This is a genomic window from Pseudomonas sp. HMSC067G02, from assembly GCF_001813485.1.
Lineage (GTDB): Bacteria > Pseudomonadota > Gammaproteobacteria > Pseudomonadales > Pseudomonadaceae > Pseudomonas > Pseudomonas aeruginosa.
Genome location: NZ_KV812698.1, coordinates 141,609 through 162,330 on the forward strand (window position 1 = coordinate 141,609; position 20,722 = coordinate 162,330).

The 20,722-nt window shown below is 68.8% G+C and carries 22 protein-coding genes; 16 read left to right on the forward strand and 6 right to left on the reverse strand.

The window, feature by feature from the left end; genetic code table 11:
* Positions 1 to 158: 158 nt before the first annotated feature.
* A complete protein-coding gene (locus tag HMPREF2914_RS20850) occupies positions 159 to 1,148 on the forward strand; it encodes an NAD-dependent epimerase/dehydratase family protein (protein ID WP_003103823.1) in 990 nt (329 codons plus the stop codon).
* On the opposite strand, the gene HMPREF2914_RS20855 is transcribed toward HMPREF2914_RS20850, so the two are convergent.
* Positions 1,149 to 1,412 (reverse strand): hypothetical protein, encoded by a 264-nt coding sequence (locus tag HMPREF2914_RS20855; RefSeq protein ID WP_003103821.1) that lies wholly within the window; start codon positions 1,410 to 1,412, stop codon positions 1,149 to 1,151. It abuts the gene before it with no gap.
* Between the two features lie 290 nt (positions 1,413 to 1,702).
* Here HMPREF2914_RS20855 and HMPREF2914_RS20860 point away from each other — a divergent pair, with 290 nt between their 5' ends.
* The 4 genes from HMPREF2914_RS20860 to HMPREF2914_RS20875 all read left to right on the forward strand — a co-directional run bounded on the left by HMPREF2914_RS20860 (position 1,703) and on the right by HMPREF2914_RS20875 (position 5,543).
* Positions 1,703 to 2,539 (forward strand): ATPase, encoded by an 837-nt coding sequence (locus tag HMPREF2914_RS20860; protein WP_003093989.1) that lies wholly within the window; start codon positions 1,703 to 1,705, stop codon positions 2,537 to 2,539.
* Positions 2,540 to 2,755: 216 nt separating this feature from the next.
* A complete protein-coding gene (feoA, locus tag HMPREF2914_RS20865) occupies positions 2,756 to 2,983 on the forward strand; it encodes a ferrous iron transporter A (protein ID WP_003093986.1) in 228 nt (75 codons plus the stop codon).
* Between the two features lie 17 nt (positions 2,984 to 3,000).
* A complete protein-coding gene (feoB, locus tag HMPREF2914_RS20870; RefSeq protein ID WP_003111342.1) occupies positions 3,001 to 5,301 on the forward strand; it encodes a Fe(2+) transporter permease subunit FeoB in 2,301 nt (766 codons plus the stop codon).
* Positions 5,301 to 5,543 (forward strand): FeoC-like transcriptional regulator, encoded by a 243-nt coding sequence (locus tag HMPREF2914_RS20875; protein WP_003093982.1) that lies wholly within the window; start codon positions 5,301 to 5,303, stop codon positions 5,541 to 5,543. Before feoB ends, HMPREF2914_RS20875 begins: the two co-directional genes overlap by 1 nt.
* Before the next feature lie 59 nt (positions 5,544 to 5,602).
* Here the strand turns inward: HMPREF2914_RS20875 and HMPREF2914_RS20880 are convergent, their stop codons facing one another.
* From HMPREF2914_RS20880 to pyeR, 3 genes are read right to left on the reverse strand one after another with little or no spacing between them, the layout of a single operon-like run.
* Positions 5,603 to 6,655 carry an alkene reductase gene (locus tag HMPREF2914_RS20880; protein ID WP_023092839.1) on the reverse strand — a complete coding sequence of 351 codons (1,053 nt, stop codon included), beginning with the start codon at positions 6,653 to 6,655 and terminating at the stop codon, positions 5,603 to 5,605.
* A 36-nt stretch (positions 6,656 to 6,691) separates the two neighbouring features.
* Positions 6,692 to 7,858 (reverse strand): MFS transporter, encoded by a 1,167-nt coding sequence (locus HMPREF2914_RS20885; protein WP_003103801.1) that lies wholly within the window; start codon positions 7,856 to 7,858, stop codon positions 6,692 to 6,694.
* Positions 7,859 to 7,906: 48 nt separating this feature from the next.
* Positions 7,907 to 8,209 carry an ArsR family transcriptional repressor PyeR gene (pyeR, locus tag HMPREF2914_RS20890; RefSeq protein ID WP_003093978.1) on the reverse strand — a complete coding sequence of 101 codons (303 nt, stop codon included), beginning with the start codon at positions 8,207 to 8,209 and terminating at the stop codon, positions 7,907 to 7,909.
* A 152-nt stretch (positions 8,210 to 8,361) separates the two neighbouring features.
* Between pyeR and HMPREF2914_RS20895 the strand changes: the two genes are divergently transcribed.
* Together HMPREF2914_RS20895 and HMPREF2914_RS20900 are read left to right on the forward strand one after the other, a co-directional pair.
* Positions 8,362 to 8,934, forward strand: a complete 573-nt coding sequence (locus HMPREF2914_RS20895; RefSeq protein WP_003093976.1) for an acyl carrier protein phosphodiesterase — start codon at positions 8,362 to 8,364, stop codon at positions 8,932 to 8,934.
* Between the two features lie 149 nt (positions 8,935 to 9,083).
* Positions 9,084 to 9,944 (forward strand): universal stress protein, encoded by an 861-nt coding sequence (locus HMPREF2914_RS20900; protein WP_003093974.1) that lies wholly within the window; start codon positions 9,084 to 9,086, stop codon positions 9,942 to 9,944.
* Here the strand turns inward: HMPREF2914_RS20900 and olsA are convergent.
* On the reverse strand, positions 9,941 to 10,717 hold the full coding sequence (olsA, locus tag HMPREF2914_RS20905; RefSeq protein WP_003134666.1) for a lyso-ornithine lipid O-acyltransferase: 777 nt from the start codon (positions 10,715 to 10,717) through the stop codon (positions 9,941 to 9,943). The two genes, HMPREF2914_RS20900 and olsA, sit on opposite strands and share 4 nt — an antisense overlap.
* On the reverse strand, positions 10,717 to 11,472 hold the full coding sequence (olsB, locus tag HMPREF2914_RS20910) for an L-ornithine N(alpha)-acyltransferase (RefSeq protein ID WP_003093970.1): 756 nt from the start codon (positions 11,470 to 11,472) through the stop codon (positions 10,717 to 10,719). Before olsB ends, olsA begins: the two co-directional genes overlap by 1 nt.
* 202 nt (positions 11,473 to 11,674) lie before the next feature.
* Between olsB and HMPREF2914_RS20915 the strand changes: the two genes are divergently transcribed.
* The 9 genes from HMPREF2914_RS20915 to HMPREF2914_RS20955 all read left to right on the forward strand — a co-directional run bounded on the left by HMPREF2914_RS20915 (position 11,675) and on the right by HMPREF2914_RS20955 (position 20,704).
* Positions 11,675 to 12,571 (forward strand): acyl-CoA dehydrogenase middle domain-containing protein, encoded by an 897-nt coding sequence (locus tag HMPREF2914_RS20915; RefSeq protein ID WP_023092838.1) that lies wholly within the window; start codon positions 11,675 to 11,677, stop codon positions 12,569 to 12,571.
* Between the two features lie 84 nt (positions 12,572 to 12,655).
* Positions 12,656 to 13,441, forward strand: coding sequence for an oxygen-binding di-iron domain-containing protein (locus tag HMPREF2914_RS20920; protein ID WP_003093967.1), 786 nt, complete (start codon positions 12,656 to 12,658; stop codon positions 13,439 to 13,441).
* A 67-nt stretch (positions 13,442 to 13,508) separates the two neighbouring features.
* Positions 13,509 to 14,624 (forward strand): serine hydrolase domain-containing protein, encoded by a 1,116-nt coding sequence (locus tag HMPREF2914_RS20925; protein WP_015503514.1) that lies wholly within the window; start codon positions 13,509 to 13,511, stop codon positions 14,622 to 14,624.
* Positions 14,621 to 14,956 carry a hypothetical protein gene (locus tag HMPREF2914_RS20930; RefSeq protein WP_003093963.1) on the forward strand — a complete coding sequence of 112 codons (336 nt, stop codon included), beginning with the start codon at positions 14,621 to 14,623 and terminating at the stop codon, positions 14,954 to 14,956. The genes HMPREF2914_RS20925 and HMPREF2914_RS20930 overlap by 4 nt, the downstream gene beginning before the upstream one ends.
* Positions 14,957 to 15,016: 60 nt before the next feature.
* Positions 15,017 to 15,607, forward strand: coding sequence for a YceI family protein (locus tag HMPREF2914_RS20935; protein WP_003093959.1), 591 nt, complete (start codon positions 15,017 to 15,019; stop codon positions 15,605 to 15,607).
* 164 nt (positions 15,608 to 15,771) lie between these two features.
* A complete protein-coding gene (locus HMPREF2914_RS20940; RefSeq protein ID WP_023980554.1) occupies positions 15,772 to 16,992 on the forward strand; it encodes a M20 aminoacylase family protein in 1,221 nt (406 codons plus the stop codon).
* A 37-nt stretch (positions 16,993 to 17,029) separates the two neighbouring features.
* Positions 17,030 to 18,349, forward strand: a complete 1,320-nt coding sequence (locus HMPREF2914_RS20945) for a citrate-proton symporter (protein ID WP_003093955.1) — start codon at positions 17,030 to 17,032, stop codon at positions 18,347 to 18,349.
* Complete coding sequence (locus HMPREF2914_RS20950; protein ID WP_003093953.1) at positions 18,350 to 19,834, forward strand: amidase; 1,485 nt, start codon at positions 18,350 to 18,352, stop codon at positions 19,832 to 19,834.
* Positions 19,835 to 19,933: 99 nt separating this feature from the next.
* A complete protein-coding gene (locus HMPREF2914_RS20955) occupies positions 19,934 to 20,704 on the forward strand; it encodes an IclR family transcriptional regulator (protein WP_003093951.1) in 771 nt (256 codons plus the stop codon).
* The last annotated feature ends 18 nt before the right edge of the window (positions 20,705 to 20,722 follow it).

Here is a 20,722-nt window from a genome sequence, read left to right on the forward strand (position 1 = left end):
TTTCAGGTTAGACCTTGTAGCGCGCAGCGCCGCTTCTGTCGCCCAACGCAAGTCGTGCCGGCGGCCCGCAAGGTCGTTGTTCTGGCATGCTGTGCCAGTGGTGGCGTGGCTCCGGGTTGCTAGAGTCGCGGCACAAGAAGGACAACGGGAGAAACGCAATGCGGATTCTGGTAACGGGGGCGACGGGCTTCATCGGCGGGCGTTTCGCTCGCTTCGCCCTGGAGCAGGGCCTGTCGGTACGGGTCAGCGGTCGTCGTGCGGACGCGGTGGAGCATCTGGTGGCGCGGGGCGCCGAGTTCGTTCCCGGCGACCTCGCCGACCCGGCGCTGGTCCTGCGCCTCTGCGAGGATGTCGAGGCGGTGGTGCATTGTGCCGGCGCGGTCGGAGTCTGGGGACCGCGCGAACGCTTCCTGGCGGCCAACGTCGGGCTTGCCGAGAGCGTCGTCGAGGCCTGCATGCGGCAAAAGGTGCGGCGCCTGGTGCATCTGTCGTCGCCGTCGATCTATTTCGACGGGCGCGACCACCTGGACCTGAACGAAGAGTACGTACCCCGGCGTTTTTCCGACCATTACGGGGCGACCAAGTACCAGGCCGAGCAACTGGTGCTCAGCGCCCGCGACCTGGGCCTGGAAGTGTTGGCACTGCGTCCGCGCTTCGTGGTCGGCGCCGGCGACACCAGCATCTTCCCGCGAATGATCCAGGCCCACCGCAAGGGACGTCTGCGGATCCTCGGCAACGGCCTGAACCGGGTCGACTTCACCAGCGTGCACAATCTCAACGACGCGCTGTTCAGTTGCCTGCTGGCCGGCGAGCCGGCGCTGGGCAAGGTCTACAACATCAGCAACGGGCAGCCGGTACCGTTCTGGGATGCGGTCAACTACGTGATGCGCCAGCTCGACCTGCCGCCGGTCGGCGGTCACCTGCCGTATGCCGTCGGCTATGGCCTGGCGGCGCTCAACGAAGGCGTCTGCCGGATCCTGCCGGGGCGCCCGGAGCCGGTGCTGTTCCGCCTGGGCATGGCGGTGATGGCGAAGAACTTCACCCTGGACATCAACCGCGCCCGCGAATACCTCGACTACGACCCGCGGGTCAGCCTGTGGACCGCGCTCGACGAGTTCTGCGCCTGGTGGCGCGCCCAGGGACTCTGATCAGCCGCGTAGCGGGCCGGCGTATTGTCGGCTCGGCGCCTGCGCGGGCAACAGGGAAGGTTCCGCCGGCGGCAGCGCAACCCCGCTGAGCCTGCCGAGGCGCTGTCCCAGCTCCCGCGTCGTCGCATCGCCGGAGCGGGCGCAGGCCGCCTGCATCGCGGCGATCGCATCGCGTTGCTGGAAGTGGATATCCAGCGCCTGTTCCTCGCGCAGGCGTCGGCGCACGGCGCGCATGCAATCCAGCAAGGATTTGTTCAACTCCATGCATCCTCCGGCTCTCGAATCTGCCCGGCAATGCCCAGGCAAGCGACGTGCCATGCGGGCCGCGGACCAGCGCCGGCGTGCGGGGCGGGGAACCGCTGGCGGCCTGCGGCGGTCTGTGCCGGACAACGTTCGCTCCGTCTTGGGGCGCACGGCTTCGCGGTGGAGCGCCCCGGTCCGGCAATTTGCTTCGAGCAGACGCTGAAGGGGCGGGGCCGAACCGATATAATGCGCCATTCGGCCCTTTCTCCAGGCCTCCGGCAGGATGCCGTTCCCCTTCACAGGTTTTCACCATGCGTAACGATGCTTTCGACGAACTCGACGATGTGCCCAGCCTGACCACCGATGCCGCCGACCGCGACGAATTCGGCCACCACCCGCGGCACGTCTACGAACCGGAGCAGCGCCGGGTCGTCGACACCAAGGAGCGCCGTCCGGCCTCTACCGGCCCGCTCTGGGCCCTGCTCGGGGCGATGCTGATCGCCCTCGCCGGGGTGGGTTGGTGGAGCCACCAGCAAATCAGCCTGATGGAACAGCAGTTGGTGGCGACCCAGGAAAGCTTCGTGAGGATCAGCGAAGAAGCCGCCGGGCGCCTCGACGACATTCGCGGCAAGGTGGTCGCCAGCGAGTCCAGCGTCACCAGCGAACGCGAGGCGCTGCGCCTGCAGGTCAAGCAACTGCAGGAGAAACTCGGCAGCCAGGAACGCCAGCAGGCCGATGTGAGCAACCAGTTCGGCGGCCAGGGCAAACGCCTCGATCAACTGGCCAGCGATCTCAAGGCCCAGCAGGAAAGCGCGGCGCAACTGGTCGCGCAACTGGACGGCAAGCTGCAGACACTGGCCGCCGAACAGGAGAAGCTGAAAGCCCTGCAGGTCGAACTGGGCAAGACCAACGAGCAACTCAAGGCCCTCGGCGGCGATGTCGCGGCGCTGAAGAAGCAGGGCAACCCGAGCCAGACGATCAAGGGTATCCAGGACGACCTGCTGGTATTGCGCAGCCAGCTCGACAATCGCCCGGCCCAGGGCGGCAATACCGCCGAGTTCGACGCCTTCCGTACCCAGGTGATGCGCAACATCAACACCCTCCAGGCCCAGGTGCAGAACCTGCAACAGCAGCTCAATACCCGCTGACCCCTTGCGCCGCCAGCCGCCCCGTCGCACCGGGCGCTGGCGGCGACAGTTCGCCGCGCCCGGCGAAAATCCCCGCTTCCATTGCTCTGGATCAGCGAATCCGCTGCTCCTCCGCTCCGATACTGCGTCCTTAAGCGAGCCTTAAGTGAGAGTCGTTTAGATTCTCGATCACCGGCCAGGGAGGCCATTGGTCCCTTCCTCCGCCTGGAATCCGCCATGAGCGCATTGCAACCGTCCCGTTCCTACCGCATCACCGGTTATTCCCCCGCCATCAGCAACGGCTATCGCCAACGCCTGTTCTCCATGGGGCTTCTGCCCGGCGCGGCGCTGCGCGTGGTGCGCATCGCCCCGCTGGGCGACCCGGTCCAGGTCGAGACCCGCCAGACCAGCCTGGCGCTGCGGCGCAAGGACCTCGCCCTGCTGACCCTCGTCCCGCTCGACTGACCCCGCCCGGAATCCCCATGACCGCATTGACCCTCGGCCTGATCGGCAATCCCAACTCCGGCAAGACCACCCTGTTCAACCAGCTCACCGGCTCGCGCCAGCGGGTCGGCAACTGGGCCGGCGTCACCGTGGAGCGCAAGGAGGGTGCGTTCCACACCGCCCGCCACGCGGTACGCCTGGTCGACCTGCCCGGCACCTATTCGCTGACCAGCGTTTCCGCCCAGGCCTCGCTGGACGAGCAGATCGCCTGCCGCTACATCGCCAGCGGCGAAGTCGACGTGCTGGTCAACGTGGTGGATGCGGCGAACCTGGAGCGCAACCTGTACCTCACGGTGCAGTTGCGGGAGATGGGCATCCCCTGCATCGTCGCGCTGAACATGCTCGACATCGCCCGTAGCCAGCGCATCCGCATCGATATCGACGGTCTGGCGCGGCGTCTCGGTTGCCCGGTGGTGCCGCTGGTGTCCACCCGCGCCGATGGCATCGACGAGCTGAAGGCGGCCATCGACGAGTTGCAGGTCCCGCAGGCGGCGCTGGCGGTGGACTACCCGCCGGCCATCCAGGCGCAGGTCGGCTACCTCCTGGAAACGCGCGCTCCGGCGGCCTCGGCCATCGAGCCGCGCTGGCTGGCGTTGCAGGCGCTGGAAGGCGACATCTTCAACGGCCCGGCGCTGGGCTTGCCGCCCGCCACCCTGGAACAGGCACGCCGGGGCTGCGGCGAGGAGCCCGAGCTGGCGATCGTCGATGCGCGCTACCGGCTGATCGGCGAGATCTGCGCGGCGGTCTGCGACCACCAGCAGGCGCAGCCGCACCGGCTGACCCAATGGCTCGACCGGATCGTCCTGAATCGCTGGCTGGGCCTGCCGATCTTCCTGCTGGTGATGTACCTGATGTTCTTCTTCGCCATCAACATCGGCGGGGCGCTGCAACCGATCTTCGACAAGGGCTCGTCGGCGATCTTCATCGATGGCATCCAGTGGCTGGGCATTCGCTTCGGCCTGCCCGACTGGCTCACGGCGTTCCTCGCCCAGGGCATCGGCGGCGGGGTCAACACGGTGCTGCCGCTGGTACCGCAGATCGGCTTGATGTACCTGTTCCTCTCGCTGCTCGAGGATTCCGGCTATATGGCCCGCGCGGCCTTCGTCATGGACCGCCTGATGCAGGCGCTGGGCCTGCCGGGCAAGTCGTTCGTGCCGCTGATCGTCGGCTTCGGCTGCAACGTGCCGTCGATCATGGGTGCGCGGACCCTAGACGCGCAGCGCGAGCGGCTGATTACCATCATGATGGCGCCGTTCATGTCCTGCGGCGCGCGCCTGGCGATCTTCGCCGTGTTCGCCGGGGCCTTCTTCGGCCAGGGCGGCGCGCTGGTGATCTTCTCCCTGTACCTGCTCGGCATCGTCGTGGCGATCCTCACCGGGCTGCTGCTCAAGCACACCTTGATGCGCGGCGAGGCCTCGCCGTTCGTCATGGAGCTGCCGCTGTACCATGTGCCACACCTTAAGAGCCTGCTGCTGCAGACCTGGTCGCGCCTGCGCGGCTTCGTGGTGCGGGCCGGCAAGGTGATCATCCTGGTCAGCCTGGTGATCGGCGGCCTGAACAGCATCACCCTCGACGGCAAGCCGGTGCAGGGCGACATCGGCCATTCCGCGCTGGCCAGCGTCAGCCAGCGTCTCACTCCGCTGCTGGCGCCGCTCGGGGTGCAGCCGGACAACTGGCAGGCCACCGTCGGCCTGGTCACCGGGGCGATGGCCAAGGAAGTGGTGGTCGGCACCCTGAACACCCTCTACACCGCCGAGCAGATCCAGGGCGAGGCCTTCGACTACGAAGGCTACGACCTGCCCGGGCAACTGCGCGACGCCCTGGTCGAAACCTGGGACGGCCTGGTCGATACCTTCAGCCTCAGCGTGCTGGCCAACCCGGTGGAGGCGAGCATGGCCGACGGCGACATGGAGACCGGCTCGATGGGCACCATGGCGAGCAAGTTCGGCAGCCCCATCGCGGCCTACAGCTATCTGGTCTTCGTCCTGCTCTACGTGCCCTGCGTGACCGCCATGGGCGCGATCGCCCGGGAAAGCAGCAAGGGCTGGATGGCTTTCTCGGTGCTCTGGGGGCTGAACGTCGCCTACTCGCTGGCGACCCTCTGCTACCAGGTCGCCACCTTCGCCGCGCACCCCGAGCGTAGCGTCCTGACCATCGCCGTGGTGCTGCTCTTCAACCTGATCCTGATGACCTGCCTGCGTCTGTTCGGCCGTGAGCAGGTACTGCAACTGCCAGGCCGAATGGCCGATGCCCCGAGCGGGCAGGGAGGATGTCACTGATGGCGACACTCATGCAGATCCGCGCCGCCCTGGAAGACGGCCAGGCGCGTGGGCTGAAACAGCTCAGCCGCCAGGTGGACGCGCCGCCGGCGCTGGTTGAGGCGATCCTGGAGCGGCTGATCGCGCTCGGCAAGGTCGAGCGGGTGGCTGCGCAAAGCTCGGGCGGTTGCGGCGGCGGTTGCAAGGGCTGCGCCCAGCGCGATCCGTGCGCGGAGCCGGAGCCGTATTTCCGCCTGCGCTAGACGGGCAAAGCACAGAGCCCGCCACGGCAAGCGTGGCGGGCTCTTCCTGGCTGGCGCGATCAGGCCAGGGTCGGATAGTCCAGGTAGCCTTCGGTACCGCCGGTATAGAAGGTTTCCGGGCGCGGCGGGTTCAGTTCGGCGCCCTGGCGCAGGCGTTCGACCAGGTCCGGGTTGGCGATGAAGGGGACGCCGAAGGCCACCGCATCGGCGTCGCCCTTGGCCAGGATGGCGTTGGCGCTGTCGAGGGTGAACTTCTCGTTGGCGATGTAGGGTCCGCCGAAGGCTTTCTTCAGGGCTACGCCGATGCTGTCGTCGGCCTGCGCTTCGCGGGCGCAGATGAAGGCGATGCCGCGCTTGCCCAGCTCACGGGCGACATGGCTGAAGGTTTCCAGGCGGTTGGAATCGCCCATGTCGTGGGAGTCGGCACGCGGCGCCAGGTGTACGCCGACGCGCTGGGCGCCCCATACGGAGATCGCCGCGTCGGTGACTTCCAGCAGCAGGCGCGCGCGGTTCTCGATGGAGCCGCCGTAGCGGTCGGTGCGCTTGTTGGTGCTGTCCTGGAGGAACTGGTCGAGCAGGTAGCCGTTGGCGCCGTGGATCTCCACGCCGTCGAAGCCGGCGGCCTTGGCCCGCTCGGCGCCCTGGCGGTAGGCCTCGACGATGTCGGCGATCTCCTCGGTGTCCAGCGCGCGCGGGGTGACGTAGGGACGCTTCGGGCGCACCAGGCTGACGTGCCCCTCGGCGGCGATGGCGCTCGGCGCCACCGGCAGCTCGCCATTCAGGTAGAGCGGGTCGGAAATCCGCCCGACGTGCCAGAGTTGCAGGAAGATGCGCCCGCCGGCGGCGTGCACCGCCTTGGTCACGTTGCTCCAGCCACGGACCTGGTCATCGGACCAGATGCCGGGGGTGTCGGGATAGCCCACGCCCATCGGCGTGACCGCGGTGGCCTCGCTGAGGATCAGGCCGGCATCGGCGCGCAGGGCGTAGTACTCGGCCATCAGGGCGTTGGGCACGCGGCCTTCATCGGCGCGGCAGCGGGTCAGCGGCGCCATGACGATGCGGTTGGGCAGCTCGAGGTCGCCGAGCACGATGGGATCGAACAGAGTAGCCATGGAACATCCTCCACTAGGGAATAGACGGACAGGGGATCAATCGAGGACCGGCTGCGCCTGGGCGCGGCCGTTTCCGGAAAAGGCGATCAGGGTGGCCAGCAACGCCAGCGCGGCCAGCGCGGCGGCGGCCAGCGGCACGCGGGTCAGGCCCAGGCCGTGGTCGATGACGCTGCCGCCGACCCAGGCGCCGAGCGCGTTGCCGACGTTGAAGGCGCCGATGTTCAGGGTCGCCACCAGATTCGGCGCGGCATGCCCGACGCGGACCACGTTGACCTGCAGCGCGGGCACCGCGGCGAAGGCGGCGGCGGCCCAGAAGAACAGGGTGATTTCCGCCGGCAGCAGGGCCTGGCTGGTCCAGCTGAACAGCGCCGAAACCAGCGCCATGGCGGCGAACACCGCGGCCATGGTGGTGCCCAGGCGCCAGTCGGCGAGGCGGCCGCCGATCACGTTGCCGACGGTCAGGCCGACGCCGATCAGCAGCAGGGTCCAGGTCACGCCGCGCGGGCTGACCCCGGTGACTTCGCCGAGCAGCGGCGCGACGTAGGTGAACAGGGCGAACATCGAGGCGGCGAACAGCACGGTGGTGCCCAGGGCCAGCCACAGCGACGGGTTCTTCAGCGCGGACATTTCCTGGCGCAGGTCGACCTTCTCTTCCTCGCGGTCGTTTGGCAGCACCCTGGCCAGGCCGACGAAGGCGACCACGCCGATCAGGGTCACCACCCAGAAGGTCGCGCGCCAGCCGGCTTCCTGGCCGAGCGCGGTACCCAGCGGCACGCCGAGCACGTTGGCCAGGGTCAGGCCGGTGAACATCAGGGCCACGGCGGAAGCGCGGCGGTTCGGCGCCACCAGGCTGGCGGCGACCACCGAGCCGATGCCGAAGAAGGCGCCATGGCAGAGCGCGGTGACGATCCGCGCCAGCATCAGCAGGCCGTAGTTGGCGGCCACCGCGCAGAGCAGGTTGCCGACGATGAAGATGCCCATCAGCGCGAGCAGGGCTTTCTTGCGTTCCAGGCGGGCGGTGGCCATGGCCATCAGCGGGGCGCCGAAGGCCACGGCGAAGGCGTAGCCGCTGATCAGCCAGCCGGCGCTGGGAATGGATACCCGCAGGTCGCCGGCGACCTGCGGCAGCAGGCCCATGATGACGAATTCGGTGGTACCGATGGCAAAGGCGGATAAAGCGAGGACGAGAAGAGACGCCGGCATCGGTCGAGCTCCTGGACTGCGAGGTGGTGGGGTGGAAGCGAGTGCTGCTTACAGCTCGTCGCCGAGTTGGTCGAGGAAGGCCTGGATGGTCTCCTCGTTGCGCTTGAAGAAGTTCCACTGGCCGACCCGGCGGCTGGTCACCAGACCGGCGCGTTGCAGGGTGGCCAGGTGTACCGACACGGTGGACTGGGAGAGACCGGTACGCTGGTCGAACTTGCCGGCGCAGACGCCGATCTCGAACGGGTGGTCCTGCTCGACGAAGTACTTCTCCGGTTCCTTCAGCCAGCGCAGCATGTCGCGTCGCACCGGGTGGGAGAGAGCCTTGATGATTTCGTCGATGTCCAGTGGCATGGCGGTGGTCCGTTGGCCGTCCATATCGGGTTGGGACGAACTATATATCGGTGTGGGACGATATGGGGATCGATTGCGACGATAGTCGCTATCGACAGGGCTGATGACGATGATCGAAACGACCGTTCCGTCCCTGGGGTAAGCTAGCCCGCATGAACTACCTCGCGCATCTCCACCTCGGCGGCCCGCAACCGGCCCAACTGCTCGGCAGCCTGTACGGCGACTTCGTCAAGGGCCGCCTGCAGGGACAATGGCCGGACGAGATCGAGCGGGCCATCCAGTTGCACCGGCGCATCGACGCCTTCACCGACAGCCACCCACTGGTGCATGCGGCCAAGCGGCGCTTCCCGCTGGAGCGCCGGCGTTTCGCCGGCGTCCTGCTGGACGTGTTCTTCGACCACTGCCTGGCGCGCGACTGGAACGACTACGCCGACGAACCGCTGCCGCAGTTCGTCGAGCGGGTCTACGGCACCCTGCGCACCGCCTCGCCGCTGCCGGAGCGCCTGGCGCGCATCGCGCCGCGGATGGCGGCCCAGGACTGGCTGGGCAGCTACCGCGAGTTCGCGGTCTTGCGCGAAGTGCTGGGCGGTATGTCGCGGAGGCTGTCGCGACCGCACCTGCTGGACGGCTCCTGGGAAGAACTGGCCCAGCGCTACGATGACCTGAGCGCGGATTTCCGCGCCTTCTACCCGCAACTCCAGGCTTTCGCCCTGAGCCAGCGCTGAGCCTGGCGCAGCGGCCATTGGCCCGGCCGGCGGAATCACCTATCAATTGTTTCAGTCCGAAGCATCCGCTTGATGCACATCAACCGGCAGCGGTCGCGTCGATCGTTCAATGGGGCCGACGTTCAACGCTCTGCCAATGGAGGTGGAAGATGAAACGAATCCTGGTGGCGACCGACCTGTCCTCGCGTTCCGAGCTGGCGGTCATGCGCGCCGCGGCGCTGGCCAAGGCGAGGAATGCCGAACTGACCGTGCTGAACGTGCTCGACGACGACCAGCCGCCGGTGCTGATCGCGCCGCAACGGCTGGCCATCGCCAACCTGCTGGAAGTGAACGGACAGGCCCTGAAGGAGCGCCTCGGCGTCGAGTCCAAGGCGATCGTGCGGGTCGGCGATCCGGTGGTGGTGATCAACGCGGTGGCCGAGGAGATCGGTGCCGACCTGCTGGTGATGGGCGCGCACCGGCACACGCCGCTGCGCGATCTGTTCATCGGCACCACCCTGGAGCGGGTGGTACGCAATGCGAAGATCCCGGTGCTGCGCGCGGCCGGTGCGCCGGAAGAGGAGTACCGCCGGGTGCTGCTGGCGCTGGACTTCTCGCCGACCTCGACGCGCGCGGTGCAGATGGCCGGCCAGCTCGGCTTCCTCGACGCCGCCAGCCTCACCGCGCTGCATGCCTTCGAGCCGTTCGCCAAAGGCATGATGCGTTATTCGGGGATCAAAGAAGACCGCGTCGAGCATTACGTCGACCAGGAGGAACTCAAGGCCAACGTCGAGCTGCGCGACTACGTCGCTGGCCTGGGGCTGGGCCGCGAGGACATCCAGTTGCGCGTCGGCGAAGGCTTGCCGATCAACGTGATCATGACCGAGGTACGCCGCCAGGCGCCGCAGTTGACGGTGCTCGGCACCCAGGGCCTGACCGGCTTCCGCCGCGCGCTGATCGGCAGCGTGGCCGAGGCGGCCCTCGGCGACCTGCCATGTGACGTGCTGGCGGTGCCGCCCAAGCGCGACTAGGCGGCGCGCCGGGTTTCCGTAGGGGCGGCAGTGCCGAACAGCGCCAGGCGCACCGCCTGCTGGGCCTGGCGGGCCAGTTCGGCGCGGTCCAGGCCCTGGCTGGGGATCGGTTCCAGCAGCTGGATATGCACGCTGCCGCGCTCGCCGCGCAGCAGGCGGCCGAGGTGGCTGAGCAGGTCGTCGTCGCCGATGAACGGCGCCTGCGCATCGGGCACGCCGTCGCGGCGGTAGCTGATCGCCACCGGCTGCACCGCCACGCCGGCTTCCAGGGCGCTGGCCATCAGGCGACCGTGGAAGGTGCGCAGGCTTTCGCCGTTGGTGGTGGTCCCTTCCGGGAAGATCAGCAGGTTGCGTCCGCGGTGCAGCTGTTCGGCCAAGCGCTGGTTGATCAGCCGGCTGTCGCCCGAGCCGCGGCGGATGAACAGGGTGCCGGCCTTTTCCGCCAGCCAGCCGGCCAGCGGCCAGGCACGCACCTCGGCCTTGGACAGGAAGGTCAGCGGCGCCAGGGCGCCGAGCAGCGGGATATCGGTCCAGGACACATGGTTGGCTACCCACAGCATGGGTTGCCGGGGCGCTTCGCCGCTGACCCTGACCTCGAAGGGCAGGGCCGCGCAGAGGCGCGCCAGCCACCAGCGGGTCAGGCGCTGGCGCAGCGGCGTGACGTCGGCGCCGGGCAGTCGCTCGCGCAGGCTGACCCAAGCGGCCAGGCCCAGTCCGAGCGCGACCAGCCCGAGCAGGCGGGCGCTGCGCAGCAGCAGGCGCAGCCGCGCCATCAGACCGCTGCCTTGAAGTGGCGGGCGTAGCGCGGGCAGAGTTCGTCGCGCTTGAGCAGGATGAACACGTCGGCGACCTGGAAATCCGGGTCCCAGCAGGGCTCGCCGCAGATCTTCGCGCCCAGGCGCATGTAGGCCTTGAGCAGCGGCGGCAGCTCGGCGGTGAGGTTTTCCGGGACGTCCAGCGGCGGCAGCGGGTTCTTCGGCTCGGCCTGCAGGTAGTCGGTGCACAGGTAGCGTTCGCGCAGCCGCTGCATCACCGCCTTGGCCTGCATACCGCCGTCGCGCATGGGAATGCTGGCGCAGCCCATCAGGTAGCGGTAGCCGCCCTCGTTGAGAACCTCGGCGAGTTCGCCCCAGAGTACCGCGATGGTGGCGCCGTTGCGGTATTCGGGAGCGACGCAGGTGCGGCCGATCTCCAGGACCGGGCCGTGCAGGGCGTCGAGGCCGGAGAGGTGGAACTCCTCTTCGCTGTAGAAGCGCCCGAGGCGTTCGGCGGCGCGATGGTCGAGCAGCCGGGTGGTGGCCACCAGGGCGCCGCTGTCGAGGTCGCGGACGCCGATGTGCGCGCAGTGACGGTCGTAGTCGTCGCGGTCGAGGCCGTCTTCGGCGCCTTCGAGCTTGGCGTCGAACTCGGCGCTGAATACGCGGTAGCGCAGGGCCTGGGCCTCGCGCAGGGCGCGGGCGCCGTTCAGGCGCTCGGCCTTCAGGCGGCGTCCGGCGACGGGTTCGCGGGTAATGGCGGTCTGGGTCATGCCTGGGCCTCCTTGGGCCGGCGCCGCGGGTTGCGGCCGCTCGGCTTTGTTGTGCAAGCTCAGGCTAGGAAGGCGCGGTGTCACCCCTGTGACAGGGGCGTGATGCTTGTATGACATTGTCGCCGGATGTAACGCGCCGTTGTTCAACGCTGGCACCCTCGGCAGGATGCCGGTTCCGACACATTCCACACTGGAGTCCGCCATGTCCTGGCAACGCTTGCTCGGCCCGCTCGACCGCCTGCCCACCGAAGGCTCCCTGGAAGACTGGCACGCCGCCGCCCTGGCGCGCGCCGACGGTCTTGGCACCCTGGAGCGGGCGGTGCTCGGCGGACGATTGGCGGCGAGTCCGGGCCTGGCCTTCCTCGCCGGCTACCAGGCGGCCCTGCGCGCTCTCTGGCCGGCGGCGCCGGGAGGTCTCGGCGCGCTGTGCGTGACCGAGAAGCGCAGCGTGCGCCCGGCGGACCTGCAGACCCGCCTGGAGGGGCTGGTCCTGCATGGACAAAAGGATTTCGTCACCGCTGGCGACAGCGCCTCCTGGTGGCTGGTGGCCGCCCGCGACGAGGCACCGGGGCAGCCGCCGCGACTGTCGATGACGGTGGTCCTGGCCGGCGCCCCGGGGGCGCGCCTGGAGGCGTTGCCGGCGCTGCCGCTGATGCCGGATGTGCCGCATTCCCGCCTGTTGCTCGACGGTGCCCATTGCGAGCGCCTGCCCGGCGATGGTTGGGACGACTACGTCAGGCCGTTCCGCCTGCTGGAGGATGTCCATGTGCTGGCGGCGCTGGTCGGCTGGCTCTATGGGGTCGGCCATGAATGCGGCTGGCCCTCGCCGCTGCTGCTGCGCCTGGCCGGCATCCTCGGCGGCTGCGCCGAGGTCGCGCGGCATCCGGTCGCCTGCGTCGGCACCCAGGCGGTACTGGCTGGGCTGTTCGAACAGTTCTCGGCGCTGGAGGGGCAACTGGATGCCGCCTTCGCCGCCAACGCCTCGACCTGGGAGGCATTGTGGCAACGCGATCGCGGCTTGCTGGCGATTGCCAACGGGGCCCGCAAAGTTCGCCTGGAGAAGGCCTTGACCCGCCTCGGGCTTGACCCAGGTCAGTGAGGCGCCGCGCCGCAGGCGCTTACCCTGCGCAGCATCCGGCGAGGAATGCTCCTCGGCGCCTGCACAGAGTAGATTTCACCGACCATGCGACGCGAACCGATCGTGCTGTTCGACAACGGCAGCCACCAGTGCCTGTGTTTCGATGACCTCGTCAGCGGCGAAGGGGTCCAGTCCAACCAGTTCCTGATTGTCGACAACGGCCAGTACCTGTTGCTCGATCCCGGCGGCGACCTGACCTACACGCCGCTCTCGCTGGAATTGTCGAAACGCTTTCCGCTGCAGGAGCTGGACTACATCTTCGCTTCGCACCAGGACCCGGACATCATCGCCGCCCTCGACAAGTGGCTGCTGCACACCCGCGCCCGGGTGATCTGCTCCAAGCTGTGGGCGCGCTTCCTGCCGCACCTGACGGCCAACTACCTGGCGGTCAGCCATGGCATCAACACCTACGACCGGGTCATGCCATTGCCCGACCGCGGCCAGGCGATCGCTCTCGGCGACTGCTCGTTGAAGGCGATCCCCGCGCATTTTCTGCATTCGGTGGGCAACTTCCAGCTCTACGACCCGGTGAGCAAGATCCTTTTCTCGGGCGACATGGGCGCCTCGCTGGTGGACGACGCCGCGCCGGTCAGCGATTTCGCCGCGCATATCCAGTACATGGACGGATTCCATCGCCGCTACATGGCGGCGAACAAGATCTGCCGCCTGTGGGCGCGGATGGTCCGGGACATGGATGTGGAGATGATCGTGCCGCAACACGGGCGGCCCTTCGTCGGCAAGGAAATGATCAGCGCCTTCCTCTACTGGATCGAGAACCTCGAGTGCGGCATCGACCTGCTCGGTCCGGACGACTACCGCATGCCCGGCTGAGTCCGCGCTTCCTGGCGTCATCGACGCCATGCTAGGGTTGCCCCTCGACCGTCGAGAGGGCCCGCCGATGCCCGCTTTGCCGTTGTCCCGCCGCGCCCTCGCCGCGCTGGCCCTGGTATTCGCCCTCCCTGCCCTGGCCGAAGACTGGCCCGACACCGACTGGCCCCGTGCCCAACAGCCCGCGGGGCCGGCGCTGGAGGCATTCGAGCGCTATGCCTTCGGCCGTCGCGACGATGTTCGTCGCAAAGGCATCCGTACCGACGCGGTAGTGGTGATCCGCGACGGTCGCCTGCTCTATGAGCGCTACGCCGGCCCGAGCCGTGCCGAGACCCCGCACCTTACCTGGTCGGTGAGCAAGAGCCTGCTCGCCACGCTGCTCGGCGTCGCCGAGGGCGAAGGGCGCTTCCAGCTCGACGACCCGGTGGCGCGCTACTACCCGCCGTTCGCCCGTCATCCCGAGGTGACGTTGCGCCACCTGCTGAACTGGTCTTCCGGGCTGGACTGGCAGGAGGACTACGAGTTCGCGCCATTGAAATCCTCCGTGGTGGCGATGCTCTACACCCGTGGGCGTGACGACATGGCCGGCTTCGTCGCCGAGACCCCGCCGGCCCGGCCGCCGGGCCGGCGTTTCCGCTACTCCAGCGGCGACAGCAACGTGCTGGCGGCGGCCCTCCACGGCATGCTCGGCGCGGACTATGCCGAGTACCCCTGGCGCGCGCTGTTCGAGCCGCTGGGCATCCGTTCGGCGGTATGGGAGCGAGACGCCGCCGGCACGTTCGTCGGCTCGTCGTACGTCTACATGAGCGCCCGCGACCTGGCGCGCGTCGGCCTGCTGATGCAGCGCCACGGGCGCTGGCGCGAGCGGCAACTGCTGCCGCTGGCATGGGTCGAGTTCAACCTGACGCCCTTCGCCCGCTACCGGCCGAGCGCGGAAGAGGAGGGCGAGGCGGTGCCGGGCGGCCAGTGGTGGTTGAACCGTGCGGTGAAAGGCGCGCCGGCGCCCTGGCCGGACGTCGCCGAGACCGCCTTCGCCGCGCTCGGCCACTGGGGCCAGGCGCTCTACGTGCTGCCCGAGGAGAAGCTGGTGATCGTGCGCTACGCCGACGACCGCGACGGGCGTTTCCGTCACAACGAATTCCTGCGCCTGGCACAGGCGGCGTTCGCCGGGGAGGCGCGGCCATGATCCGTCGTCATCCCTTGCTCTTCCTGTTCGTCCTGGGGCTGCTCGCCGCCCTCGCGTGGGCCTGGCAGAACCGCATCCACCTGGCGGCCTTTCCCGCCATCATCGGCGCCTACACGGCCAAGGAGTACTGCTCCTGCCGCTACGTGATGGGGAACTCCGCGGACTATTGCCGGGCCTATACCCAACAGTACGTGCCGATCAGCGGCTTCTTCGACGACGAAGCCCGCCGCCGGGTGACCGCCCGCGGCCTCGGCAGTACGCAGACGGCCGCCTGGCTGGGCCCGCGCGAGGGATGCCGGCTCATGCCCGAGGCGGACAGGCTGCCGGACTGACCGGCGGCGCATGTCGGGGCGCGGGGCGAGGGACGGCGCCGGCCCGAAGCCGGAGGTGGAATGCCTGTTGTATTGTGTGTCCTGTTGTTGCTCCTCAGCCCGCTGCTGTCGGCGGCGGAATGGCAACTGGAGCCGGATTACTCGCGGATCAGCTTCGTTTCCGTGAAACGCGCGAAGATGGCCGAGGTGCAGCGCTTCGACCGTCTCAGCGGCCAGATCGACAAGCAGGGCGTCGCGCGCATCGTGGTGCCGCTGGGCACCCTGGACAGCGGCCTGGCCCTGCGCGACGAGCGAATGAAGGACAACTTCTTCGAAACCTCGCGCTTCCCCGAGGCCACCGTGGAGAGCCGCCTGGACATGGCCGGCTTCGACGACCTGCGGGTCGGCCAGTCGCGGGTCGAGAAGCTCGACTTCACCCTCGACCTGCACGGCCAGCAGCGCCGCCTGAAGGCCGACGTGCTGGTCACCCGCCAGGGCGAAGGGCTGGTCCAGGTGGCGACCCTGGAGCCGGTGCTGCTGAAGCTGCTCGACTTCGACCTGGAAGAGAAGCTCAAGCCCTTGAAGGACATGGCCAATATTCCCTCGATCACTCCCGAGGTACCGGTGTTCGCCGTGCTGAACTTCCGCGAAGTGCCGCCGGAACAGTTCTGACGCGCCGGTGCAGGGCGGCGCGGGCCTTGGGTTCCACCCAGTGGAACCGCCTTCCGTTGTCCTTCGCCGCGCGCCGCGCTTAGCTGTGACCACGCCCGGCCGGCCTTGCGTCCGGGCCTCCCGCCAACAAGACCGGAGCGCAATCCGGCCAGAGGAGAGACGGCATGGCTCGACATCGACACATCGTGGCCTGGCTCGAGGAGGTCGCCGACGACCTGCGTAGCCTGCGCCAGGACATCCACGCCCATCCCGAACTGGGCTTCGAGGAGCGACGCACCGCCGCGCTGGTCGCCGAGTGCCTGCGCGGCTGGGGCTACGAAGTGCACGAAGGGATCGGCCGCACCGGCGTGGTCGGCGTCCTCCGCCAGGGCGACGGTACGCGGCGGCTCGGCCTGCGGGCGGACATGGATGCGCTGCCGATCGTCGAGGCCACGGGGCTCGGCTACAGCAGCTGCCACGGCGGGCGCATGCACGCCTGCGGCCACGACGGACACACCGCGATGCTGCTCGGCGCGGCACGCTACCTGGCGGCGACGCGGCGTTTCGACGGCACCCAGGTACTGATCTTCCAGCCCGCCGAGGAAGGCCAGGGCGGCGCCGAGGCGATGCTAGCCGACGGGCTGCTGGAGCGCTTTCCCTGCGATGCGCTGTTCGGCATGCACAACATGCCGGGACTGGAGGCCGGGCACCTGGGCTTCCGCGCGGGACCGATGATGGCTTCCCAGGACCTGCTGAGCGTCACCCTGGAGGGCGTCGGTGGCCACGGTTCGATGCCGCACTTGAGCGTCGATCCGCTGCTCGCCGCGTCGAGCGCGGTGATGGCCCTGCAGAGCGTGGTGGCGCGCAACGTCGATCCGCAGAAGGCCGCGGTGGTCACGGTCGGTGCATTGCAGGCCGGCGAGGCGGCCAACGTCATACCCCAGCGCGCCGTGCTGCGCCTGAGCCTGCGGGCGCTCGACGGCCAGGTGCGCGAGCAGGTGCTGCAGCGGGTTCGCCAGATCATCGAGTTGCAGGCCGCCAGCTATGGGTGCCAGGCCAGCATCGAGCACTACCCGGCCTATCCGGTGCTGGTCAACAGCGTCGAGGAAACCGAGTTCGCCCGCCAGGTCGGGGTCGAGCTGGCCGGCGCGGAGCAGGTCGACGGCGACACGCCGAAGCTGATGGGCAGCGAGGACTTCGCCTGGATGCTACAGCGCTGCCCCGGCAGCTACCTGTTCATCGGCAACGGCAGAGGACGGCCGATGGTGCACAACCCGGCCTATGACTTCAACGACGACATCCTGGTCCGGGGCGCGGCCTATTGGGGCGCGCTCGCCGAGACCTGGCTGGCCGCCCCCGCGGCGTCCGGCCTTCGACTGACTGCCGCCAATAACGGCGCGGCCTGAGCCGCGCCGGCATTCCCCCGGTTACCAGGAGATTCCCATGCACGCTTGCCCGAGCGGTACCTCGCGTACCCGCCAGGTGGCGGCTGCCGTGATCGGCAACGCCCTGGAGTGGTACGACTTCATCGTCTACGGCTTCCTTTCCAGCCTGATCGCCAGGCTGTTCTTCCCTTCCGGCGACGAGTACACCTCGCTGTTGATGGCCCTGGCCACCTTCGGCGTCGGTTTCTTCATGCGTCCGGTCGGTGGGGTCCTGCTCGGCCTGTATGCCGACCGCAGGGGACGCAAGGCGGCGATGCAACTGATCATCCTGCTGATGACGCTGTCCATCGCGATGATCGCCTTCGCCCCGACCTACGCGGCGATCGGCGTCGGCGCACCATTGCTGATCGTGATCGCGCGAATGCTGCAGGGTTTCGCCACCGGCGGCGAGTACGCCAGCGCCACGGCTTTCCTGGTGGAAAGCGCGCCGCCGCACCGGCGCGGTCTCTACGGTTCCTGGCAATTGTTCGGCCAGTGCCTGGCGGTGTTCGCCGGTGCGGGGATGGGCGCGCTGGTCACCCATTGCCTGGACGCCGAGTCCCTGGAGAGCTGGGGCTGGCGGGTGCCGTTCCTGTTCGGTCTGCTGATCGGTCCGGTGGGATTGTGGATCCGCCGCTACATGGGCGAGACCGAGGCCTTCCTCGAAGCCATCCGGGAGCCCGGCGAGCGCCAGGGGCTGCTCGGCGTGCTGCGCGAATACCGGCGCAGCGTGCTGGTGAGCATGGGCCTGACGGTGATCGGCACGGTGTCCTTCTACGTGGTGCTGGTGAACATGCCGACCTTCGCCCACAAGCAGTTGGGCCTGCCGCTGGACGAGGTGTTCATGGTGCAGATGGCGGCGGTGGCGCTGATGACCCTGGTAATCCCGTTGGCTGGGGGACTCTCCGACCGGCTCGGGCGGCGCCCGGTGCTGTTGGTCGCGACCCTGGCCTTCATGCTCATGGTCTATCCGCTGTTCGCCTGGGTCGCCGCGGCGCCGAGCCTGGGGCGCCTGCTGCTGATGCAACTGTTGCTGTGCACGGCGATCGGCGGCTTCTTCGGCCCGGCGCCGACCGCGGTGGCCGAGCAGTTTCCGGTGCGGGTGCGTTCCACCGGCCTGGCGGTGGCGTATAACCTGGCGGTGATGCTGTTCGGCGGTTTCGCCCCGTTCATCGTCACCTGGCTCACCGAGGTCGGCGGCTCGCCAGTGGCGCCGGCGTTCTACGTGCTCGGCGCGGCCTTCCTCGGGCTGCTCGCCACCCTCTATCTGCGGGAGGGCGCGACGCCCGCCCCGCGCCCCCGTGAACCGGCCCTGGGCAAGCCGGCAAGGAGTCTGTGAATGAGCGCCACCCGCCATCGAAGCGACGGCCACGAGGAAATCGTCGCGCTTGACGCGCTGCCGCTGTCCGCGGCGATCCGCCGACGCGAACTGTCCTGCCGCGAGGTCATGCAGGCCTACCTGGCGCAGATCGAACGGTTCAACCCGCGGGTCAACGCCATCGTCTCGCTGCAGGCGGAAAGCCGCCTGCTCGCCCAGGCCGACGAGCGCGACCGGCAACTGGCGCGCGGCGAATGGCTGGGCTGGATGCACGGCATGCCGCAGGCGATCAAGGACCTCGCCGCCACCTCCGGCATTCCTACCACCCTGGGTTCGCCGCTGTTCGCCGGGCAGGTGCCGGAGCACGACGCAATCGTCGTCGAGCGGGTGAAGAGCAGCGGTGCGATCGTCATCGGCAAGACCAACGTACCGGAGTTCGGGCTCGGCTCGCAGACCTACAACCCGCTGTTCGGCACCACCCGCAATGCCTACGATCCGGCGCGGATCGCCGGCGGCAGCAGCGGTGGGGCGGCGGTGGCGCTGGCGCTGCGCATGCTGCCGGTGGCCGACGGCAGCGACATGATGGGTTCGCTGCGCAACCCCGCCGCCTACAACAACGTCTACGGCTTCCGCCCGTCCCAGGGACGGGTGCCGCACGGCCCGCAAGCGGAACTGTTCGTTCAGCAACTGGCCACCGAAGGCCCGATGGGGCGCAGCGTGGCCGACCTGGCCCGGCTGCTGGCCACCCAGGCCGGCTACGATCCGCGCTGTCCGCTGTCGTTGCGCGACGATCCGCGCAGGTTCGCCGACGACCTCGGGCGCGACTTCCGCGGAGCCCGGCTCGGCTGGCTCGGCGACTACGCCGGCTACCTGCCGATGGAGGAGGGCGTGCTGGAGCTTTGCGAAGCCGCGCTGGGCGATTTCGCCGAGCTGGGCTGCGACGTCGAGGCGTGCCTGCCGGACTATCCCCTGGAGCGCCTGTGGCGCACCTGGCTGGTCCATCGCCAGTGGCTGGTGCAGGGCTCGCTTGGCGAGCTTTACGCCGATCCCGCACGGCGCGTCCGACTCAAGCCGGAGGCGCAGTGGGAAGTGGAGTCCGGGCTCGGCCTCGGCGCCGCCGAGGTCTATCGCGCCTCGCTGGATCGCAGCGACTGGTATCGGGCGCTGGCGCGTCTGTTCGAACGTTACGATTTCCTCTTGCTGCCCAGCGCCCAGGTGTTTCCTTTCGATGCAGAAACGGCGTGGCCGCGGCAGGTCGCCGGGCGACCGATGGACACCTATCACCGCTGGATGGAGGTGGTGATCGGCCCGACCCTGGCCGGTTTGCCGGCGATCAGCGTACCGATCGGCTTCGGCGCGGCGGGCCTGCCGATGGGATTGCAGATCATCGGCCCGGCGCAGGCCGACCTGGCGGTGCTGCAACTGGCCCATGCCCACGAGGGCCTGACCCGTTGGGTCAGCCGCCGTCCGCCGGCGATGCTCGAGGCTCCAGGGGGAATCGACTAGGCCGCGGAGCAATGCTGGCGTATTCGCAGACTCTTCCTACATGACCTGGGCCTGCATCTTGCTTTGCCATAACGGTCTGTCGACGGTGGAGGTGTCGTCATGCCGGAAAGAGAAGAGGCGGGAACCGTGCGTTCGGTGGAGCGGGCGCTGGCGATCCTCGATCTGCTGGGCCAGCACCAGGCGCTGGGGCTCGAGGAACTGCATTACCTGACCGAACTGCCCAAGGCCACGGTGTCGCGGCTGCTGCATACCCTGCTGGAGCAGGGCTGGCTGTACCGCGGCTTGACCGACCGGCGCTACCGGCTGCGTTCCACCCGCCTCTACGGTGACGCCGCCGAGCGCTTCCGCTGCCAGGTGGTGGAGCGTTCCGCGCCGCTGCTGGTGGAGTTGAGCGAGCGCACCGGGCTGGTCGCCGATTTGTCGATTCTCGACGGCGACCGCCTGCTGGTGGCGGAAAGCTCGGTGCCCGGCGTCCTGCGCAAGCGCTACCCGGCCAACCGGCTGGTGGTCGGCCAGCACGCCAGCCTGTTCCATTCGGCCATGGGCAAGGCCTGCCTGGGCGAACTGGCAGACAGCGAGGTGCGCCGCCTGGCGCGCCAGCACCAGGTAGACGAGGACCTCTGGTTGCGCACCCGCGAGCAGGCCCACGGCCAGGGCTACGGCGAGCGTACCGAGGGACACTGGGAGTATCCGGTGCGCCTGCCGTTCCTGATCCGCGCGGTGGCCTTGCCGGTACGCGCCCAGGGTCGCCTGCTCGGCAGCGTGGCGCTGCACTGGCCGCGCGACCAGGATTGCGTCGAACGGGTGCGCCGCCGGCACCTGGGAACCCTGGCCGATACCGTCAGTCAGTTGCAGCACGCGCTCGACTGACGCGGGAGTTTGCCTGCT

Bases quoted from the DNA above. Each gene is read 5' to 3' on its own strand.
- HMPREF2914_RS20850 (WP_003103823.1), top strand. From the start codon at position 159: ATGCGGATTCTGGTAACGGGGGCGACGGGCTTCATCGGCGGGCGTTTC.
- HMPREF2914_RS20855 (WP_003103821.1), bottom strand. From the start codon at position 1,412: ATGGAGTTGAACAAATCCTTGCTGGATTGCATGCGCGCCGTGCGCCGA.
- HMPREF2914_RS20860 (WP_003093989.1), top strand. From the start codon at position 1,703: ATGCGTAACGATGCTTTCGACGAACTCGACGATGTGCCCAGCCTGACC.
- feoA (WP_003093986.1), top strand. From the start codon at position 2,756: ATGAGCGCATTGCAACCGTCCCGTTCCTACCGCATCACCGGTTATTCC.
- feoB (WP_003111342.1), top strand. From the start codon at position 3,001: ATGACCGCATTGACCCTCGGCCTGATCGGCAATCCCAACTCCGGCAAG.
- HMPREF2914_RS20875 (WP_003093982.1), top strand. From the start codon at position 5,301: ATGGCGACACTCATGCAGATCCGCGCCGCCCTGGAAGACGGCCAGGCG.
- HMPREF2914_RS20880 (WP_023092839.1), bottom strand. From the start codon at position 6,655: ATGGCTACTCTGTTCGATCCCATCGTGCTCGGCGACCTCGAGCTGCCC.
- HMPREF2914_RS20885 (WP_003103801.1), bottom strand. From the start codon at position 7,858: ATGCCGGCGTCTCTTCTCGTCCTCGCTTTATCCGCCTTTGCCATCGGT.
- pyeR (WP_003093978.1), bottom strand. From the start codon at position 8,209: ATGCCACTGGACATCGACGAAATCATCAAGGCTCTCTCCCACCCGGTG.
- HMPREF2914_RS20895 (WP_003093976.1), top strand. From the start codon at position 8,362: ATGAACTACCTCGCGCATCTCCACCTCGGCGGCCCGCAACCGGCCCAA.
- HMPREF2914_RS20900 (WP_003093974.1), top strand. From the start codon at position 9,084: ATGAAACGAATCCTGGTGGCGACCGACCTGTCCTCGCGTTCCGAGCTG.
- olsA (WP_003134666.1), bottom strand. From the start codon at position 10,717: ATGGCGCGGCTGCGCCTGCTGCTGCGCAGCGCCCGCCTGCTCGGGCTG.
- olsB (WP_003093970.1), bottom strand. From the start codon at position 11,472: ATGACCCAGACCGCCATTACCCGCGAACCCGTCGCCGGACGCCGCCTG.
- HMPREF2914_RS20915 (WP_023092838.1), top strand. From the start codon at position 11,675: ATGTCCTGGCAACGCTTGCTCGGCCCGCTCGACCGCCTGCCCACCGAA.
- HMPREF2914_RS20920 (WP_003093967.1), top strand. From the start codon at position 12,656: ATGCGACGCGAACCGATCGTGCTGTTCGACAACGGCAGCCACCAGTGC.
- HMPREF2914_RS20925 (WP_015503514.1), top strand. From the start codon at position 13,509: ATGCCCGCTTTGCCGTTGTCCCGCCGCGCCCTCGCCGCGCTGGCCCTG.
- HMPREF2914_RS20930 (WP_003093963.1), top strand. From the start codon at position 14,621: ATGATCCGTCGTCATCCCTTGCTCTTCCTGTTCGTCCTGGGGCTGCTC.
- HMPREF2914_RS20935 (WP_003093959.1), top strand. From the start codon at position 15,017: ATGCCTGTTGTATTGTGTGTCCTGTTGTTGCTCCTCAGCCCGCTGCTG.
- HMPREF2914_RS20940 (WP_023980554.1), top strand. From the start codon at position 15,772: ATGGCTCGACATCGACACATCGTGGCCTGGCTCGAGGAGGTCGCCGAC.
- HMPREF2914_RS20945 (WP_003093955.1), top strand. From the start codon at position 17,030: ATGCACGCTTGCCCGAGCGGTACCTCGCGTACCCGCCAGGTGGCGGCT.
- HMPREF2914_RS20950 (WP_003093953.1), top strand. From the start codon at position 18,350: ATGAGCGCCACCCGCCATCGAAGCGACGGCCACGAGGAAATCGTCGCG.
- HMPREF2914_RS20955 (WP_003093951.1), top strand. From the start codon at position 19,934: ATGCCGGAAAGAGAAGAGGCGGGAACCGTGCGTTCGGTGGAGCGGGCG.